16 protein-coding genes and 1 pseudogene are annotated in these 17,990 nt (G+C 62.8%); 11 read left to right on the top strand and 6 right to left on the bottom strand.

Annotation, left to right across the window (positions count from 1 at the left end; genetic code table 11):
• Positions 1–194, top strand: a pseudogene (locus HX851_RS33470) (hypothetical protein); the annotation flags it as partial.
• On the opposite strand, the gene HX851_RS21435 reads toward HX851_RS33470, so the two are convergent.
• The 3 genes from HX851_RS21435 to rpmE form a co-directional block, all read right to left on the bottom strand.
• A complete protein-coding gene (locus tag HX851_RS21435; RefSeq protein ID WP_177064446.1) occupies positions 184–1,452 on the bottom strand; it encodes a malic enzyme-like NAD(P)-binding protein in 1,269 nt (422 codons plus the stop codon). The pseudogene HX851_RS33470 and the gene HX851_RS21435 sit on opposite strands and share 11 nt — an antisense overlap.
• A gap of 183 nt (positions 1,453–1,635) precedes the next feature.
• A complete protein-coding gene (locus HX851_RS21430) occupies positions 1,636–2,424 on the bottom strand; it encodes a thermonuclease family protein (RefSeq protein ID WP_177064445.1) in 789 nt (262 codons plus the stop codon).
• Positions 2,425–2,473: 49 nt separating this feature from the next.
• Positions 2,474–2,692: a 50S ribosomal protein L31 gene (rpmE, locus tag HX851_RS21425; RefSeq protein ID WP_177063480.1), complete on the bottom strand. Its 219-nt coding sequence runs from the start codon at positions 2,690–2,692 to the stop codon at positions 2,474–2,476.
• A gap of 164 nt (positions 2,693–2,856) precedes the next feature.
• On the opposite strand from rpmE, the gene HX851_RS21420 reads away from it, so the two are divergent.
• The 10 genes from HX851_RS21420 (at position 2,857) to HX851_RS21375 (ending at position 16,015) form a co-directional block, all read left to right on the top strand.
• Positions 2,857–5,076, top strand: coding sequence for a primosomal protein N' (locus HX851_RS21420; RefSeq protein ID WP_177063479.1), 2,220 nt, complete (start codon positions 2,857–2,859; stop codon positions 5,074–5,076).
• A 220-nt stretch (positions 5,077–5,296) separates the two neighbouring features.
• Entirely contained in the window at positions 5,297–7,033 is a 1,737-nt protein-coding gene (argS, locus tag HX851_RS21415; protein ID WP_177064444.1) for an arginine--tRNA ligase, read from the top strand.
• Between the two features lies 1 nt (position 7,034).
• Positions 7,035–7,754: an SPOR domain-containing protein gene (locus HX851_RS21410; RefSeq protein WP_177064443.1), complete on the top strand. Its 720-nt coding sequence runs from the start codon at positions 7,035–7,037 to the stop codon at positions 7,752–7,754.
• Positions 7,755–8,042: 288 nt separating this feature from the next.
• Positions 8,043–8,573: an ATP-dependent protease subunit HslV gene (gene hslV / locus HX851_RS21405; RefSeq protein ID WP_010563201.1), complete on the top strand. Its 531-nt coding sequence runs from the start codon at positions 8,043–8,045 to the stop codon at positions 8,571–8,573.
• 56 nt (positions 8,574–8,629) lie between these two features.
• Positions 8,630–9,967: an ATP-dependent protease ATPase subunit HslU gene (gene hslU / locus HX851_RS21400; RefSeq protein WP_177064442.1), complete on the top strand. Its 1,338-nt coding sequence runs from the start codon at positions 8,630–8,632 to the stop codon at positions 9,965–9,967.
• A 199-nt stretch (positions 9,968–10,166) separates the two neighbouring features.
• Positions 10,167–10,547 (top strand): gamma-butyrobetaine hydroxylase family protein, encoded by a 381-nt coding sequence (locus HX851_RS21395; protein ID WP_177064441.1) that lies wholly within the window; start codon positions 10,167–10,169, stop codon positions 10,545–10,547.
• Between the two features lie 242 nt (positions 10,548–10,789).
• Positions 10,790–12,469 carry a class II poly(R)-hydroxyalkanoic acid synthase gene (gene phaC, locus HX851_RS21390; RefSeq protein WP_177063474.1) on the top strand — a complete coding sequence of 560 codons (1,680 nt, stop codon included), beginning with the start codon at positions 10,790–10,792 and terminating at the stop codon, positions 12,467–12,469.
• A 195-nt stretch (positions 12,470–12,664) separates the two neighbouring features.
• Positions 12,665–13,522 carry a poly(3-hydroxyalkanoate) depolymerase gene (gene phaZ / locus HX851_RS21385; protein WP_177063473.1) on the top strand — a complete coding sequence of 286 codons (858 nt, stop codon included), beginning with the start codon at positions 12,665–12,667 and terminating at the stop codon, positions 13,520–13,522.
• Between the two features lie 126 nt (positions 13,523–13,648).
• Positions 13,649–15,331 (top strand): class II poly(R)-hydroxyalkanoic acid synthase, encoded by a 1,683-nt coding sequence (gene phaC / locus HX851_RS21380; RefSeq protein WP_177064440.1) that lies wholly within the window; start codon positions 13,649–13,651, stop codon positions 15,329–15,331.
• A 63-nt stretch (positions 15,332–15,394) separates the two neighbouring features.
• On the top strand, positions 15,395–16,015 hold the full coding sequence (locus tag HX851_RS21375; protein WP_177063471.1) for a TetR/AcrR family transcriptional regulator: 621 nt from the start codon (positions 15,395–15,397) through the stop codon (positions 16,013–16,015).
• Between the two features lie 65 nt (positions 16,016–16,080).
• Here the strand turns inward: HX851_RS21375 and HX851_RS21370 are convergent, their stop codons facing one another.
• The 3 genes from HX851_RS21370 to HX851_RS21360 form a co-directional block, all read right to left on the bottom strand.
• A complete protein-coding gene (locus HX851_RS21370) occupies positions 16,081–16,998 on the bottom strand; it encodes a phasin family protein (RefSeq protein WP_177063470.1) in 918 nt (305 codons plus the stop codon).
• 10 nt (positions 16,999–17,008) lie between these two features.
• On the bottom strand, positions 17,009–17,431 hold the full coding sequence (locus HX851_RS21365) for a phasin family protein (protein ID WP_177063469.1): 423 nt from the start codon (positions 17,429–17,431) through the stop codon (positions 17,009–17,011).
• A gap of 160 nt (positions 17,432–17,591) precedes the next feature.
• Complete coding sequence (locus HX851_RS21360) at positions 17,592–17,867, bottom strand: polyhydroxyalkanoic acid system family protein (protein ID WP_177063468.1); 276 nt, start codon at positions 17,865–17,867, stop codon at positions 17,592–17,594.
• Between the last annotated feature and the right edge of the window lie 123 nt (positions 17,868–17,990).

Here is a 17,990-nt window from a genome sequence, read left to right as displayed (position 1 = left end):
CTGGCTTGTGTAGGAGCTGGCTTGCCAGCGATGACGTCCGCATGGACGGCGCAAGGCTCAAGGGCCTCATCGCTGGCAAGCCAGCCTCCTGCAAGGAATTGCGTCCAGCCCCATTATCCAAATGGCCACAAAAAAGCCCCGATTCTTTCGAACCGGGGCTTTTTGTTTTAACGCTACAACGGCTTAGCCGTTGAACACGTCATCCACGCTTTTCAGCGGGTAGTTCTTCGGATACGGCAGGGTCGCCACACCAGTCTCGATCGCAGCCTTGGCCACCGCATCGGAGATCAGGGTAATCAGACGGGCATCCATTGGCTTCGGAATGATGTACTCACGACCGAACTCCAGCTTGATGCCGCCGTAGGCGTCGCACACTTCCTGAGGTACCGGCAGCTTGGCCAGTTCACGCAGGGCGTTGGCCGCGGCCACTTTCATTTCTTCGTTGATGCGCTTGGCGCGAACGTCCAGGGCACCACGGAAGATGAACGGGAAGCCCAGGACGTTGTTGACCTGGTTCGGGTAGTCCGAACGGCCGGTGGCCATGATCACGTCGCTACGGGTGGCGTGGGCCAGCTCCGGGGAGATTTCCGGATCCGGGTTCGAGCAGGCGAACACGATCGGGTTGGCCGCCATCGACAACAGGCCTTCGGCGTCCAGCAGGTTCGGACCGGACAGGCCGACGAACACGTCAGCGCCCTTCAGAGCGTCAGCCAGGCTGCGCTTCTCGGTCGCGTGGGCGAATACCGCCTTGTACTGGTTCAGGTCGTCACGGCCAGCGTGGATCACGCCAGTACGGTCAACCATGAAGATGTTCTCGATCTTGGCGCCCATGCTCACCAGCAATTTCATGCAGGAGATGGCGGCGGCACCGGCGCCCAGGCAGACGATCTTCGCTTCAGGCAGGGTTTTGCCAGCGATTTCCAGGGCGTTGATCATACCGGCCGCGGTAACGATCGCGGTACCGTGCTGGTCATCGTGGAATACCGGGATATCGCACTGCTCGATCAGGGCACGTTCGATCTCAAAGCACTCAGGTGCCTTGATGTCTTCCAGGTTGATGCCACCGAAGGTGATGGAGATACGCTTGACGGTGTCGATGAAGGCTTGCGGGCTTTCCGAGTCGACTTCGATGTCGAACACGTCGATACCGGCGAAGCGCTTGAACAGCACGCCCTTGCCTTCCATGACCGGCTTGGAGGCCAATGGGCCGAGGTTACCCAGGCCGAGAATCGCGGTGCCATCGGAAATGACTGCAACCAGGTTGCCCTTGCCAGTGTACTTGTAGGCCAGCTCAGGATCGCGGGCGATTTCACGCACTGGTTCGGCGACGCCAGGGCTGTAGGCCAGCGACAGGTCGCGGGCGGTAGCGGTGGCTTTGGTGAGCTCGACGCTCAGTTTCCCCGGACGAGGATTGGCGTGGTATTCGAGAGCGGCAGTTTTCAAATCTGACATGTGGGCATTCCGCTTTTTACTGTGGGACTGACGGACCGCCGAGGATACGCGTGTCGTAAAGTCCTCACAAGACTGACCAGTCACAGGTGTCAAGGGCCGCACCCTACGACTTTGGCCCAAGAGCCACGGAACACAAGGGCCTTACTGTTCACAATCATGACTGAAAATGTCTACAATTTTTTATCAGCGTGCCGCTTGAAGCATCCCCGGATGATCCAGGGATAACAACCAGCGCAAGCCCCGCTTGCGTAACGGGCCTCGACCACTGCGTCCGACCACCCAGCCCCGGGCCTCGACTTGCCTGCCTTTGAGCCGAGAAATCCACGCGGAGTCGAATCGCTCCAGCCGATCGGCTGCCACATGCAGTACAACCGCCCCCTGCAACTCGATCCATAACCCGCCACGATTACGTCGAATATTGTTCACACGGCCAGTCAACAAGGCAAAACCGGGCTTTCGGATCTGATCCGCCTTCAGTACAGATGGGCGCCTCCACAGCCCAAGCCCAAGCTGCCGGGCCTGGCGCTCGGCGAGCTGCTGGCATTCGAACAAATTGTCGTTGGGCGCGATGACCACCTGATAAGCCAAGCCCTCGGCGAGCAGTCGCGCTTCGAGATTGACACCCTCGCGGCCATACAGATGAGCCAGGGTCCGCCCATACCGGTCGCGGCGCTCGCGCCCCGTTACCAAGCCGACCTGACCATCGTTTTCCATCACCAGGGACTGGAGACGCCGGCGGGCCGCCTCGGCAAAAGGTTCGGCGGCCCGCCCCTTGCGCCCCAGCTCCGGCGCATTGACGCCGATCAGCCGGACGCTGCGACCATCTTTCAGGCGCACGGTGTCACCGTCGATGACCCGCTGCACCTCGACCCGCAAGGCTCCAGGTAGCGCCGGGCAGGACGCCAGCGCCGGCACCTGCCAAATCGCGCCCACAAAAAAGGCGCTCACAAGGAGCGCCTTTTTCATCAACATAGAGCCATCAGCGTGGAACAGCCGAACAGGCCTTCCAGGGAAAAAAGCCTTAGGCCTTCTTCGCACCGAATGCACCGAAACGATCGGCGAACTTCTGAACGCGGCCGCCGGTGTCCAGAGTCTTCTGCTTACCGGTGTAGAACGGGTGGCACTCGTTGCACACGTCGATCGACAGTGGCTTGGCGAAAGTCGAACGGGTTTCGAACTTGTTGCCGCAGCTGCAAGTCACGGCAACTGCTGGGTATTCTGGATGGATATCAGCTTTCATGGGGACTTCCTCGGCTAGCGTGCCGCCGCTCAACACTATTGTTGAACACCGCACGTAATTTGGCCGGCGATAATACCAGCCCTGCAAAATGAAGCAAGCTGTCACGCACACCGGCCGTCTGCTAGGCTCGCGCCCTTCTTCATTACACCACCCGAGAAAACCGCGTGCCCGACGCCATTCTGCGCCTTGCCCTGCCCTCCCCCCTGCGCCGCCTGTTCGACTATCGCGCGCCCCAGGGTGTGCTGCGCAGTGAGCTGCATCCCGGCATGCGGGTGCGGGTGCCGTTTGGCCGACGGGAAATGATCGGCATCCTGGTGGAGGTCGCCGACCACAGCGAGGTCCCCGCGGAAAAGCTCAAGCCGGCGCTGGCCCTGCTCGATGCCACGCCACCGCTGCCGCCCGCGCTGTTCAAGCTCTGTCTGTGGACGGCGCAGTATTACCAGCACAGCCTCGGCGACACCTTGAGCTGGGCCTTGCCGGTGCTGCTGCGCCAGGGCGAACTGGCCGAGGCGCGCCAGGAACGGTTCTGGTCGATCGCGCCCGGCGCCAGGCTCGACGACCCGCGCATCGCCCGCGCACCGCGCCAGCGTGAAGCCCTGGCGACCCTGGCCCAGCACCCGCACGGCGTGGCTCATCAGCTGTTGAGCAAACTGATGCTGAGCAAGGACAGCCTCGACCTGCTGCTGGCCAAGGACCTGGTGCAGGTGGAGATCCGTCGCCATGCCCCCGGCGAACGCCACGAACACTGGCTGGCGCAACCGGAGCTACCGCTCAACGACGAACAACGCGCCGCCTGCACGGCGATTCGCGCCGGCTTCGGCAGTTTCCACGCCTTTCTGCTGGCCGGCGTCACCGGCAGCGGCAAGACCGAGGTCTACCTGCAATTGATCCGCGAAACCCTCGAAGCCGGCAAACAGGCCCTGGTGCTGATCCCCGAGATCAACCTCGGCCCGCAGACCCTGGCGCGCTTCGAACAACGCTTCAACGCACGGATCGCCCTGCTGCACTCGGCGGTCAATGATCGCGAGCGCCTGGACGCCTGGCTCGCGGCGCGGGACGGCGAGGCCGATATCATCATCGGCACCCGTTCGGCGCTGTTCACACCGATGAAAAATCCCGGGCTGATCATCATCGATGAGGAGCACGACGGCTCCTATAAACAGCAGGAAGGCCTGCGCTATCACGCCCGCGACCTGGCACTGGTGCGCGCCCGCCAGGAAAACATCCCGATTGTCCTGGGCTCGGCCACCCCGTCCCTGGAAAGCCTGCACAACGCCTATATCGGTCGCTACGGCCTGCTGCGCCTGAACGAGCGGGCCGGCGGCGCCAAGCAGCCACGCTTCCTGCGCCTGGACGTGAAAAGCCGGCCGCTGGACAGCGGCATCTCCGGACCGATGCAGCAAGCCATCGGCCAGACCCTCGCGGCAGGCCAGCAGGTCCTGGTGTTTCTCAACCGCCGCGGCTTCGCCCCGACCCTGCTGTGCCACGATTGCGGCTGGATGTCCGAGTGCGAGCGCTGCGATGCCCGCATGACCGTGCACCAGCGCCATGGCGAATTGCGCTGTCACCACTGCGGCCATGTCGAACGCCTCCCGCGCAACTGCCCGCAATGCGGCAAGGTCGACCTGCGTCCGGTGGGTGCCGGCACCGAGCGCGCCGAAGAGCGGTTGGGCATCCTGTTCCCCGATTACCCGGTGCTGCGGGTCGACCGTGACAGCACCTCGCGCAAGGATGCGATGAACCAGTTGTTCGCCACGATCCAGAAAGGCCAGCCTTGCATACTCGTCGGAACGCAGATGCTAGCCAAAGGACATCATTTCCCCCGGGTGACCCTGGTGTCGATCCTCGACGCCGATGGCGGACTGTTTTCCGGCGACTTCCGCGCCAGCGAACGCATGGCGCAGTTGATCGTCCAGGTGGCGGGCCGGGCCGGGCGTGCGGAGGAGCCGGGCAAGGTCATCATCCAGACCCATCTGGCGGACCACCCGCTGCTGATCCAGCTCACCGAGCAGGGATATTTCGCCTTTGCCGAACAAGCCTTGAGCGAGCGCCGCGCCGCCGGCTTGCCGCCCTTTGCCCACCTGGCGCTGTTGCGCGCCGAAGCCCACAAACCGGGACAGGCCGAAGGTTTTCTCGATGAGGCCTGTAGTGAGGCCGAGCGCCTCCTGGCGGAAATGAGCCTGGGCGGCATCGAGTTGCTGGGGCCGGTGCCGGCACCGATGGAGCGCCGGGCCGGGCGCTATCGGGCGCAATTGCTGCTGCAGGCCAATGCCCGGGCGCCGTTGCACCGTTTGCTGAGCAGTTGGCTGCTGGTGCTGGAACAGATGCCCAGCGGACGGCAGGTACGCTGGTCGCTGGATGTCGATCCGGTGGATCTGTACTGACCGGACTGACGCTATCGCCGGCAAGCCGGCTCCTAAAATGATTTTGTGGACGACGTATGCCCCTGTAGGAGCCGGCTTGCCGGCGATAGCGGCCTGACAGCCGCCCCAGCACCACGGCCTGTCGACTAAGGTTGGCAAGCTCGCCCCGGCAACGGATAATGCCCAGTTTTTCCACCTGCGCATCGAAGCGCCGCCGCGCTTGCGGTCGAAAGAGAAGACCATGAAAGACACCATTCGCCAGCTGATCCAGCAAGCCCTCACCCAACTCGTCAACGAAGGTGTGTTGCCTGATGGCCTGACGCCGGCGATCCAGGTCGAAAACACCCGGGACAAGACCCACGGCGACTTCGCCAGCAACATCGCCATGATGCTGGCCAAACCCGCCGGCCTGAAGCCCCGCGACCTGGCGGAAAAGCTGATCGCCGCGCTGCCGGCCGATGACAACGTCAGCAAGGCGGAAATCGCCGGCCCGGGCTTCATCAACTTCTTCCAGAACACCCAGGCCCTGGCCGCGCGCCTCGATGCCGCGCTGGCCGATGCCAGCGTCGGCGTACGCAAGGCCGGCCCGGCGCAACGCACCGTGGTCGACCTGTCGGCGCCCAACCTCGCCAAGGAAATGCACGTCGGCCACTTGCGTTCGACCATCATTGGCGACGGCGTCGCGCGGGTCCTGGAGTTCCTCGGCGACACCGTGGTGCGCCAGAACCACGTCGGCGACTGGGGCACGCAGTTCGGCATGCTGATGGCCTACCTGCAGGAAAACCCGATCACCAGCGAAGAGCTGTCGGACCTGGAGAACTTCTACCGCGCCGCCAAGCAGCGCTTCGACGAGTCCAGCGAGTTCGCCGACCGCGCCCGTGGCCTGGTGGTCAAGCTGCAGGCCGGCGATGCGGATTGCCTGGCGCTGTGGACGCGCTTCAAGGACATCTCGCTGTCCCACTGCCAGAAAATCTACGAGTTGCTCAACGTCAAGCTGACCATGGCCGATGTCATGGGCGAAAGCGCCTATAACGACGACCTGATCAATGTGGTCAACGACCTCAAGGCCAAGGGCATGCTGGTCGAGAGCAACGGCGCCCAGTGCGTGTTCCTCGACGAGTTCAAGAACGCCGACGGCGAACCGCTGCCGGTGATCATCGTCAAGGCCGACGGCGGCTATCTCTACGCCACCACCGACCTGGCCGCCGTGCGCTACCGCAGCAACGTGCTCAAAGCCGATCGCGCGCTGTACTTCGTCGACCAGCGCCAGGCCCTGCACTTCCAGCAAGTGTTCGCCGTGGCGCGCAAGGCCGGCTTCGTCGGCCACCCGATGGAAATGGAGCACATGGGCTTCGGCACCATGAACGGCGCCGACGGCCGCCCGTTCAAGACCCGCGACGGCGGCACCGTGAAGCTGATCGACCTGCTGACCGAAGCCCGCGAGCGCGCCTACAACCTGGTCAAGGAAAAGAACCCGGAACTGCCCGAGAACGACCTGCGCGAGATCGCCAAGGTCGTCGGTATCGGCGCGGTGAAGTACGCCGACCTGTCCAAGCACCGTGCCAGCGACTACAGCTTCAACTTCGACCTGATGCTCAACTTCGAAGGCAACACCGCACCGTACCTGCTGTACGCCTACACCCGCGTGGCCGGTGTATTGCGCAAACTGGGCAAGGATTTCAGCGAAGTCGACGGCCAGATCGTGCTCGAAGCCGCCCATGAGCAGGAACTGGCGGCCAGGCTGGCGCAATTCGGCGAAGTCCTCAACAGCGTCGCCGAAAAAGGCACGCCGCACATCCTCTGCACCTACCTGTACGATGTCGCCGGCCTGTTCTCCAGCTTCTACGAGAACTGCCCGATCCTGACCGCCGACACCCCGGCGCGGATGCAGAGCCGCCTGCGTCTCGCCGCACTGACCGGCCGCACCCTCAAGCAAGGCCTGGAGCTGCTGGGCCTGGAAACTCTGGAGCGTATGTAAGTTGGCAGCCAAGAAAAAACCCGCACCCAAACGTGGCGCCAGCCGTTACCAAGCTCCTGCGAAAAAACCGATCCCGGGCTGGTTGTGGCTGGCCATCGGGCTTGGCGTGGGCGCCTTTGTCGTGTTCCTGATGAAACTCGAGCCGGGCCGGGGCGATGACGTCAAGCGGGTCAAGCAGGAGCAGCAGAAAGCGACCAAGATCGCCGAAGCCAACAAGACCCCGCCGAGCCCGACCCAGCCGGTGAAGCCGAAGTACGACTTCTACACCTTGCTGCCGGAATCGGAAGTCATCGTGCCACCGGAAGCCGTGCCGGAGAAAACCCTGCCGACGCCGCAGACCGTGCCGACGCCGACCACGCCGGTGACCCCGGTGACCCCGGCCGAAGCGGCCAAGATCGACACCGCGCGGGCCCAGGCGGCGCTGGCCGGGATTACCCCGCCGCCACCGCCACCCGTGGCCAAGCCGGCACCGGCGGCGGTGACGCAGTTCTTCCTGCAGGCCGGTTCATTCCGCAAGGAGGCCGATGCCGACAAGGTCCGTGCACAGATCATCCTGCTCGGCCAGGCCGTGTCGGTCGAGTCCGGCACCGTCAAGGAAGAGACCTGGTACCGGGTGCTGGTCGGTCCGTTCAGCAACCGCGAGCAATTGACCACGGCGCAGAAACAATTGGCCGGCAGCGGCTTCAGCAACCTGTTGTTACAACAACGCCAGAGTCGCTAAGCACACTGCAACTTGCCCGCGCTGGGGCGCGAAGCGCCCCTAAAATCAGCGAACGCGGTCTATCAGGTAAACCGAGGTGATTGATTTTAGGGCTGCTTCGCAGCCCAGCGCGGGCAAGCCCGCTCGCCACAAAAGGTTGAGCCTGACCTTGGGGCCTGTCGAATGAGATTGAATAATCTCTTTCCTACACCGCTCGTCCCTCTGCCCTACTTTCGGTTGAAAATCCCGGCACCACCCCCATATCAGTTTCCATCAGGCATTTTCGCCCCGCTGCGTGGAGACTCTCCCTTGACCACCATCGTTTCAGTTCGTCGCCACGGCAAAGTCGTCATGGGCGGCGACGGCCAGGTTTCCCTGGGCAATACCGTCATGAAGGGCAACGCGAAAAAAGTCCGGCGTCTCTACCACGGCCAGGTGCTCGCCGGTTTCGCCGGGGCCACCGCCGACGCCTTCACCCTGTTCGAACGTTTTGAAGGCCAGCTGGAAAAACACCAGGGCCATCTGGTCCGGGCCGCCGTCGAACTGGCCAAGGAGTGGCGTACCGACCGCTCCCTGAGCCGCCTGGAGGCCATGCTGGCGGTTGCCAACAAGGATGCGTCGCTGATCATCACCGGCAACGGCGATGTCGTCGAACCGGAACACGGCCTGATCGCCATGGGCTCCGGTGGCGGTTATGCCCAGGCCGCGGCCAGCGCCCTGCTGAAGAAGACCGATCTGTCAGCCCGGGAAATCGTCGAAACCGCCCTCGGGATCGCCGGGGATATTTGCGTATTCACCAATCACAACTTCACTATTGAGGAGCAGGACCTCGCGGAATAAAGCAGTGCCAGACCTGTGTCTACGCTGATCACCACCGCTTGAGGACCCCACATATCATGTCCATGACTCCCCGCGAAATCGTCCACGAACTCAATCGCCATATCATCGGCCAGGACGATGCCAAGCGCGCCGTTGCCATTGCGCTGCGTAACCGCTGGCGCCGGATGCAGTTGCCCGAAGAGCTGCGCGTCGAAGTAACCCCCAAGAACATCCTGATGATCGGCCCGACCGGCGTCGGCAAGACCGAAATCGCCCGGCGCCTGGCCAAGCTGGCCAACGCACCGTTCATCAAGGTCGAAGCGACCAAATTCACCGAAGTCGGTTATGTCGGGCGCGACGTCGAATCGATCATCCGCGACCTGGCCGACGCCGCGATCAAGCTGCTGCGCGAACAGGAGATCGTCAAGGTCCGCCACCGTGCCGAGGACGCCGCCGAGGAACGCATTCTCGACGCACTGCTGCCACCGGCACGCATGGGCTTCAACGAAGATCCCGCGCCGAGCCAGGACTCCAACACCCGCCAGCTGTTCCGCAAGCGCCTGCGTGAAGGCCAGCTGGATGACAAGGAGATCGAAATCGAGGTTGCGGAACACGCCGGCGTCGATATCTCCGCGCCACCGGGCATGGAAGAAATGACCAATCAGTTGCAAAGCCTGTTCGCCAACATGGGCAAGGGCAAGCGCAAGAACCGCAAGCTCAAGATCAAGGACGCGCTCAAGCTGGTCCGCGACGAAGAGGCCGGGCGCCTGGTCAACGACGAAGAGCTGAAGGCCAAGGCCCTGGAAGCGGTCGAGCAGCATGGCATCGTCTTTATCGACGAAATCGACAAGGTCGCCAAGCGCGGCAATGTCGGGGGTGCCGACGTTTCCCGTGAAGGTGTGCAACGCGACCTGCTGCCACTGATCGAAGGCTGTACCGTCAACACCAAGCTGGGCATGGTCAAGACCGACCACATCCTGTTCATCGCTTCCGGTGCGTTCCACCTGAGCAAGCCAAGCGACCTGGTGCCCGAGCTGCAAGGCCGCCTGCCGATCCGTGTCGAACTCAAGGCGCTGAGCCCGGAAGACTTCGAGCGCATCCTCAGCGAACCCCACGCCTCGCTCACCGAGCAGTATCGCGAGTTGCTGAAAACCGAAGGCCTGAACATCGAGTTCCAGCCGGACGGCATCAAGCGTCTCGCCGAAATCGCCTGGCAGGTCAACGAGAAAACCGAGAACATCGGTGCCCGTCGCCTGCACACACTGCTCGAGCGCCTGCTGGAGGAAGTCTCGTTCAGCGCCGGCGACCTGGCGGGTGCCCAGGGTGCCGAGCCGATTCGTATCGACGCCGCCTACGTCAACAGCCACCTCGGCGAATTGGCGCAGAACGAAGACCTGTCGCGGTATATCCTCTAAGGAGCCTACCGCTCCCCGTGGGAGCCGGGCTTGCCCGCGAGCTGTGATCGTTCCCACGCTCCCGCGTGGGAATGCCTCACTGGACGCTCTGCGTCCGCTTTTGTGAAGCGGAGCGTCACGGGCTGCATGCCCACGCGGAGCGTGGGAACGATCCAACCGTAGGGGCAAGCCGATTCCTACACAGACAGGTTAGCGTTCAATGACCACCCGACTCCCCACCGCCATCAACCTGCACAAGGCCTCGAAAACCCTGACCCTCAGCTACGGGCCGGGCGAGGAATACCATCTGCCCGCCGAATTCCTGCGGGTGCACTCCCCTTCCGCCGAGGTCCAGGGCCACGGCAAGCCGATCCTGCAATTCGGCAAGCTCGGTGTCGGCCTGAGCAAGGTCGAACCCGCCGGCCAGTACGCCCTGAAACTGACCTTCGACGACGGTCATGACAGCGGATTGTTCACCTGGGACTACCTCTACCAGCTGGCCTGTCGTCAGGATGACTTGTGGGCCGATTATCTTGCCGAACTCAAGGCCGCCGGGAAATCCCGCGACCCGTCCGAATCGATCGTGCGCCTGATGCTCTAGAACGGGCATCTTGCCGTTTGGGGCGTATTTTCTAATTTGATCTGATTCAATACCCGGCGGCAGGGCTGACGTTCGGCCCGCTTGCGAAAAAAATTAAACTCGGGTAACCAATGGAGCTGGCAAGTTCCGTGCATTTAACGATGCGCAATCAACCGGTCACCCGAGCAGCAGTACTTGGCATTCGTTGTGCCCAGTCGCACAGCCTTACCCGGTACTCGTCTCAGGACAATGGAGCGTCGTAGATGAGTGACAAGAATAGCGATGACCTCAAGCTTCAAGCCTCGGAAAACACCCTGGGCCTGAACCCCGTCGTCGGCTTGCGTAGAAAGGACCTTCTGACTTCTGCACGAATGGTATTGACCCAAGCCATCAAGCAACCCATCCACAGCGTCAAGCACGTCGCCCATTTCGGCGTCGAACTGAAGAATGTGCTGCTCGGCAAATCGAGCCTGCAACCGGAAAGCGATGACCGTCGCTTCGGCGACCCGGCCTGGAGCCAGAACCCGCTCTACAAACGCTACCTGCAAACCTATCTGGCCTGGCGCAAGGAGCTCCATGACTGGATCGGTGACAGCTCACTCTCGCCCCAGGACATCAGCCGCGGGCACTTCGTCATCAACCTGATGACCGAGGCCATGGCACCGACCAACACCGCGGCCAACCCGGCGGCGGTCAAGCGCTTCTTCGAGACCGGCGGCAAGAGCCTGCTGGACGGCCTGTCGAACCTGGCCAAGGACCTGGTACACAACGGCGGCATGCCGAGCCAGGTGAACATGGGGGCCTTCGAAGTCGGCAAGAGCCTGGGCACCACCGAAGGCGCAGTGGTGTTTCGCAACGACGTGCTGGAACTGATCCAGTACGGGCCGATCACCGAACAGGTGCACGAACGCCCACTGCTGGTGGTGCCGCCGCAGATCAACAAGTTCTACGTCTTCGACCTCAGCCCGGACAAGAGCCTGGCGCGCTTCTGCCTGCGCAGCCACCAGCAGACCTTTATCGTCAGTTGGCGCAATCCGACCAAGGCCCAGCGCGAATGGGGCCTGTCGACCTATATCGAGGCGCTGAAGGAAGCCGTCGACGTGGTCACCGCCATCACCGGCAGCAAGGACGTCAACATGCTCGGCGCCTGCTCCGGGGGCATCACCTGCACCGCCCTGCTCGGCCATTACGCCGCCCTCGGCGAGAAGAAGGTCAACTCCCTGACCCTGCTGGTCAGCGTGCTCGATACCACCCTCGACACCCAGGTGGCGCTGTTCGTCGACGAACAGACCCTGGAAGCCGCCAAGCGCCACTCCTACCAGGCCGGCGTACTGGAAGGCAGCGACATGGCGAAAGTCTTCGCCTGGATGCGGCCCAACGACCTGATCTGGAACTACTGGGTCAACAACTACCTGCTCGGCAACGAGCCGCCGGTGTTCGATATCCTCTTCTGGAACAACGACACCACCCGTCTGCCGGCCGCGTTCCACGGCGACCTGATCGAGATGTTCAAGAACAACCCGCTGATACGCGCCGATGCCCTGGAAGTGTGCGGCACGCCGATCGACCTGAAGAAAGTCACCGCCGACATCTTCTCCCTGGCCGGCACCAACGATCACATCACGCCCTGGAAGTCCTGCTACAAGTCGGCCCAACTGTTCGGCGGCAAGGTCGAGTTCGTGCTGTCGAGCAGCGGGCATATCCAGAGCATTCTCAACCCACCGGGCAATCCGAAGTCACGCTACATGACCGGTGAAGAGATGCCGGCCAAGGCCGAGGACTGGCAGGAAAACTCCACCAAGCACACCGACTCCTGGTGGCTGTACTGGCAGACCTGGCTGGCCGAGCGCTCGGGCAAGCTGAAGAAGTCGCCGACCAGCCTGGGCAGCAAGGCCTACCCTTCGGCCGAGGCGGCACCGGGGACCTACGTGCACGAACGCTGAGAACCCAACAACACCACCGTACCCTTGTAGGAGCCGGCTTGCCGGCGATGAGCCTTGCAGTGCCCCTTCGGACGCCATCGCCGGCAAGCCGGCTCCTACGGGGACCGTATTTCAGCCTTGGCATCAGGGTAAAAAACCGTCCCACCAGGGACCGCGCCAGTTCAGGAAAACAGGTTCAACCACAGGGCTTCAAGCATGCCGCAACCGTTCATCTTCCGAACCATCGATCTGGATGGCCAGACCATCCGCACCGCGGTTCGCCCCGGCAAGCCCCATCTGACGCCCTTGCTGATTTTCAACGGCATCGGCGCCAACCTGGAGCTGGTGTTTCCGTTCGTCCAGGCGCTGGACCCGGACCTGGAAGTGATTGCCTTCGACGTCCCCGGTGTCGGCGGCTCTTCCACGCCGAACCGCCCCTATCGCTTTCCCGGCCTGGCCAAGCTCAGCGCGCGCATGCTCGATTACCTGGACTATGGCCAGGTCAATGCGGTCGGCGTGTCCTGGGGCGGTGCCCTGGCCCAGCAGTTCGCCTACGACTACCCGGAGCGCTGTAAGAAGCTGATCCTCGCCGCCACCGCCGCCGGCGCGTTCATGGTCCCGGGCAAGCCCAAGGTGCTGTGGAACATGGCCAGCCCGCGCCGCTACATCCAGCCGTCCCACGTCATCCGCATCGCCCCGACCATCTACGGCGGCGCGTTCCGCCGTGACCCGCACCTGGCCGCCGAACACGCCGCCAAGGTACGCTCGGCGGGCAAGCTGGGCTACTACTGGCAACTGTTCGCCGGCCTGGGCTGGACCAGCATCCACTGGCTGCACAAGATCCACCAGCCGACCCTGGTGCTGGCCGGTGACGACGATCCGCTGATTCCGCTGATCAATATGCGCCTGCTGGCCTGGCGTATTCCCAATGCCCAGCTACACATAATCGATGACGGTCATTTGTTCCTGATCACCCGGGCCGAAGCCGTGGCGCCCATTATCATGAAATTCCTCCAGGAAGAACGTCTGCGGGCCGTCATGCACCCGCAACCGGCGCCGTTCAAGAGCACCTAGGAGATTTCGCTCGCAGTAAGCACACCGGCAGGATGCCGGCGGGTGCAACAGAGGCCGGGACCGACGATGTCGTCTGCCCGGTGCGATGTATTGGTTGATAGCTTGATGACGAAGGAGTGTTGACTCATGCGAGACAAACCAGCGACGGGTTCGATACCCACCCCCGCCGCGTTCATCAACGCACAGAGTGCGATTACCGGTCTACGCGGCCGGGATCTGTTTTCCACCCTGCGCAGCGTCGCCACCCACGGCCTGCGCAATCCGCTGCATACCGCGCGACATGCGCTGGCCCTGGGCGGCCAGCTGGGCAAGGTGCTGCTGGGTGAAACGCCACACAAACCCTGTCCCCAGGACCAGCGTTTCGCCGATCCGGCATGGCACCTGAACCCGTTCTACCGGCGCAGCCTGCAAGCCTACCTGGCCTGGCAGAATCAGGTCCGGCACTGGATCGACGACAGCCAGATGAGCCACGACGACCGGGCCCGGGCGCACTTCATCTTCGCCCTGCTCAACGATGCGGTCGCACCGTCCAACACCTTGCTCAACCCGTTGGCGGTCAAGGAATTGCTCAACTCCGGTGGCAACAGCATCGTGCGCGGCATCAGCAACCTGGTGAACGACCTCCTGCACAACAACGGACTGCCCAGCCAGGTCACCAAGCACTCCTTCGAAGTCGGCAAGACCGTGGCCACCACCCAGGGCTCGGTGGTGTTTCGCAATGAGCTGCTGGAACTGATCCAGTACCGGCCGATGAGCGAGAAGCAGTACGCCAAGCCACTGCTGATCGTGCCGCCGCAAATCAACAAGTACTACATCTTCGACCTCAGCCCCACCAACAGCTTCGTGCAGTACGCCCTGAAGAACAACCTGCAGGTCTTTGTGATCAGTTGGCGCAACCCGGATGTACGGCACCGCGAGTGGGGTCTGTCGACCTATGTCGAGGCGGTGGAAGAGGCCTTGAACGTCTGCCGCTCGATCACCGCCAGCCGCGAGGTCAACCTGATGGGCGCCTGCGCCGGCGGCCTGACCATCGCCGCCCTGCAGGGCCATCTGCAGGCCAAGCGGCAACTGCGCCGGGTCTCCAGCGCCACCTACCTGGTCAGCCTGCTCGACAGCCAGCTGGACAGTCCGGCGACCCTGTTCGCCGACGAGCAGACCCTTGAGGCCGCCAAGCGTCGTTCCTACCAGCAAGGCGTGCTCGATGGCCGGGACATGGCCAGGGTCTTCGCCTGGATGCGGCCCAACGACCTGATCTGGAACTACTGGATCAACAATTACCTGCTCGGCAAGGAACCGCCGGCCTTCGACATTCTCTACTGGAACAACGACAACACCCGCCTGCCGGCGGCACTGCACGGCGACCTGCTGGATTTCTTCAAGCACAACCCGTTGAGCCATCCCGGCGGCCTGGAAGTCTGCGGCACGCCCATCGACCTGCAGAAGGTCACGGTCGACAGCTTCAGCGTCGGCGGCATCAACGATCACATCACACCGTGGGACGCGGTCTATCGTTCGACCCTGCTGCTGGGCGGCGAGCGCCGTTTCGTGCTGTCCAGCAGCGGCCATGTGCAGAGCATCCTCAATCCGCCGGACAACCCCAAGGCCAGCTATATCGACAATCCCAAGCTCAGCAGCGATCCACGGGCCTGGTACTACGACGGCAAGCAGGTCGCGGGCAGTTGGTGGACGCAATGGCTGGAGTGGATCCAGGCCCGCTCCGGCGCCCTGGAAGAAACCCGGACGACGCTGGGCAACCCGAACTATCCACCCATGGAGGCAGCACCCGGCACCTATGTGCGAGTGCGTTGACTATCACCGGACACGGCTGCCCGGCAGCCGTGACGAACCGCCGGATCGACCTAAGAAGACTGGATGAAAACCCGCGATCGGATTCTTGAATGTGCGCTGCAACTGTTCAACCAGAAAGGCGAGCCAAACGTCTCGACAATGGAGATCGCCAATGAAATGGGGATCAGCCCGGGCAATCTCTATTACCACTTCCATGGCAAGGAGCCGTTGGTGCTCGGCCTGTTCGAGCGCTTCCAGGAAGAACTGACGCCGCTGCTGGACCCGCCGGCGGATGTCGAACTGGCACCCGAGGACTACTGGTTTTTCCTGCACCTGATCGTCGAGCGACTGTCTCATTACCGCTTCCTGTTCCAGGACCTGTCCAACCTCGCCGGTCGTCTGCCCAGGCTCGCCAAGGGCATCCGCAACCTGCTCAACGCCCTCAAGCGCACCCTCGCCGCCCTGCTGGCGCGCCTGAAGGCCCAGGGCTTCCTGGTCAGCGAAACCCAGGCCCTGGGACAGTTGGTGGAACAGATCACCCTGACGCTGCTGTTCTCGCTGGACTATCAACGGATCCTCGGGCGCGAGGGTGAAGTGCGGCTGGTGGTGTACCAGATCATGATGCTGGTGGCGCCCCATCTGCTGACGCCGGCGCGAGTGGTGACGGAGCAGATGGCGTTGCGGTATCTCGAAGATCACGATTGATCCCGACCACAAACGAAAACGCCCGACCTTCACAGGCCGGGCGTTTTCGTTCAGCGGACCACGACTCAGGATTGAGGGGTGGATGCCGCCGGGGCTGGTGCGACAACCGGAGTGGCGGGAGCCGCCGGGGCCACCGAGTTGGTGGTCGGAGCCACAGCCGGCTTGGCCACGGCTGGAGCCGCAGACTTCGTAGCAGCCGGTTTCGCCGCCGCAGGCTTTTTCGCCACGGCCGGCTTGGCCGCTGGTTTTGCGGCGGGCTTGGCTGCCGGTTTCGCGGCAGGTTTCGCCGCCGCGGGCTTCACTGCCGGTTTGACAGCGGGCTTGGCCGCTACAGGCTTGGCCGCCGGTTTCGCGGCAGGCTTGGCGGCAGCAGTTTTCGCCGCGGGCTTGGCGGCAGGTTTCGCCACCGGCTTGGCTGCGGCTTTGGCAGCCGGTTTCGCGGCCGGCTTGGCCGCTGCGGTTTTCGCCGCTGGCTTGGCGGCCGGTTTTGCCGCAGCCTTGGCCAGCGGCTTGGCTGCCGTTTTCGCCGCGGGCTTGGCCGCCGCGGTTTTCGACGAAGCCGGCGTCACAGCCTGACCGGTCAGCTTCTCGATCTGCCTGGTCAAGGTATCGACCTTGCTGTGCAGCGCCTTCACTTCATTGCGGCTGGGCACGCCCAGGCGCGAGATGGCACTGTTCAAGCGCTTGTCGAAAGCCCCTTCCAGTTCGTCCCACTTGCCCAGTGCGCGATCCTTTACACCGCTGATGCGCGACTTGGCCGAACCGGCGGAATCCTTGGCGGCCTCGACGGTTTTACCGACGGCACTCTTGGTCAGTTTCTCGGCCTTTTCGCCGTCCTTTACCAGGGTCTCGAAGAGCTTGCTGCCGTCACTGTCGATCTTCGAGTACACGCCTAAACCAGCAAGCCAGATTTTGCGGGAGTATTCTTCAACCTTCCCGATCCACGAGCTGCCTTCTTTCTCAGTATTCTTTTTGCCAGCCATCCCGTTCTCCTTAATGTTTACGCGCGACACGTTCGAGCAACGCCGTCAACTCATCGAGCTTAGCAGACAGTGTCTCTACGTCATGTTTAGACGGAATCCCGATGCGATTCAAGGCACTGGCGACACGGTTGTCGAAAGCTTTCTCGACCTTGTCCAGTTGCACTTCGACCTTGCCCCTGAGGCTGCTGACATCGTTCTTCACGTTGTCGATCTGGCTGTTGGCGGCTTCTAGCTTCGCATCAACGACCTTTTTCCCTTCTTTTTCAACGCCTTGGCCGGCCTTCACGAGCTCGTTGAAGTACTCGCTGCCTTCCTTGCCGACCTTGGTGTAGGCCCCCAGGCCCGCCAACCAGATCTTGCGGGCGTAGACTTTCACGTCAGCCAGGGCGGTGGACTGAACGTCGGATTTTTTCTTCAGACTGACTTTGGTCATGGTGCACCTCACGCGAGAACGGTTGGAGGAACTGCCCGCAGGAGTTGGGGCTCATGCACAAAGTAATGACAAAAATTAGAATGGGCACCCTAACCGCGCGATGCCCCGTCGCCCTTGCCCGTGGAAGCCGGTCTCAGGTGCAGGGCATGGTTGGAGCGGGTCAGGCCAGGGCCTTGTCCAGCGCCTTCTCGATCTCGGCCTTGATCGTGCCGCTCATGGCCGACATCAGCAGGCCCAATTCGACATCCACCTTGATCCGGTCCTCGGCGATCTGCACTTCGCCGCTGACACCGGAACGCTTGAGGCTCACGGTATCGCCCGACCAGCGAGGCGCCAGGCCGTATTGATCGGCCAGTTTCTGCACCAGCACTTCGGCTTTCTCACGAGCGCCTGCCAGACCAAGCTGGTGGGCACGCTCGACACTAATCCGGGCCATCGATTGACTCCTGTTCTATAGAGATACGCCGGGCCGGCCTTGAACCACACTGCGTCAATCGGCCCCGGTCGCCCACTATACTTACATTCCGCCTTTGCCAAGACAAAGCCGGCCACCGGGATT

This window comes from Pseudomonas gingeri, assembly GCF_013385635.1.
Classification (GTDB): Bacteria; Pseudomonadota; Gammaproteobacteria; order Pseudomonadales; family Pseudomonadaceae; genus Aquipseudomonas; species Aquipseudomonas gingeri_A.
This window is presented reverse-complemented; position numbering and strand designations above follow the sequence as displayed.

What these genes read in the sequence shown, in the direction of transcription:
- HX851_RS21435 (WP_177064446.1), bottom strand. Translation starts at nt 1,452, where the DNA reads ATGTCAGATTTGAAAACTGCCGCTCTCGAATACCACGCCAATCCTCGT.
- HX851_RS21430 (WP_177064445.1), bottom strand. Translation starts at nt 2,424, where the DNA reads ATGTTGATGAAAAAGGCGCTCCTTGTGAGCGCCTTTTTTGTGGGCGCG.
- rpmE (WP_177063480.1), bottom strand. Translation starts at nt 2,692, where the DNA reads ATGAAAGCTGATATCCATCCAGAATACCCAGCAGTTGCCGTGACTTGC.
- argS (WP_177064444.1), top strand. Translation starts at nt 5,297, where the DNA reads ATGAAAGACACCATTCGCCAGCTGATCCAGCAAGCCCTCACCCAACTC.
- hslU (WP_177064442.1), top strand. Translation starts at nt 8,630, where the DNA reads ATGTCCATGACTCCCCGCGAAATCGTCCACGAACTCAATCGCCATATC.
- HX851_RS21395 (WP_177064441.1), top strand. Translation starts at nt 10,167, where the DNA reads ATGACCACCCGACTCCCCACCGCCATCAACCTGCACAAGGCCTCGAAA.
- phaC (WP_177063474.1), top strand. Translation starts at nt 10,790, where the DNA reads ATGAGTGACAAGAATAGCGATGACCTCAAGCTTCAAGCCTCGGAAAAC.
- phaZ (WP_177063473.1), top strand. Translation starts at nt 12,665, where the DNA reads ATGCCGCAACCGTTCATCTTCCGAACCATCGATCTGGATGGCCAGACC.
- phaC (WP_177064440.1), top strand. Translation starts at nt 13,649, where the DNA reads ATGCGAGACAAACCAGCGACGGGTTCGATACCCACCCCCGCCGCGTTC.
- HX851_RS21375 (WP_177063471.1), top strand. Translation starts at nt 15,395, where the DNA reads ATGAAAACCCGCGATCGGATTCTTGAATGTGCGCTGCAACTGTTCAAC.
- HX851_RS21370 (WP_177063470.1), bottom strand. Translation starts at nt 16,998, where the DNA reads ATGGCTGGCAAAAAGAATACTGAGAAAGAAGGCAGCTCGTGGATCGGG.
- HX851_RS21365 (WP_177063469.1), bottom strand. Translation starts at nt 17,431, where the DNA reads ATGACCAAAGTCAGTCTGAAGAAAAAATCCGACGTTCAGTCCACCGCC.
- HX851_RS21360 (WP_177063468.1), bottom strand. Translation starts at nt 17,867, where the DNA reads ATGGCCCGGATTAGTGTCGAGCGTGCCCACCAGCTTGGTCTGGCAGGC.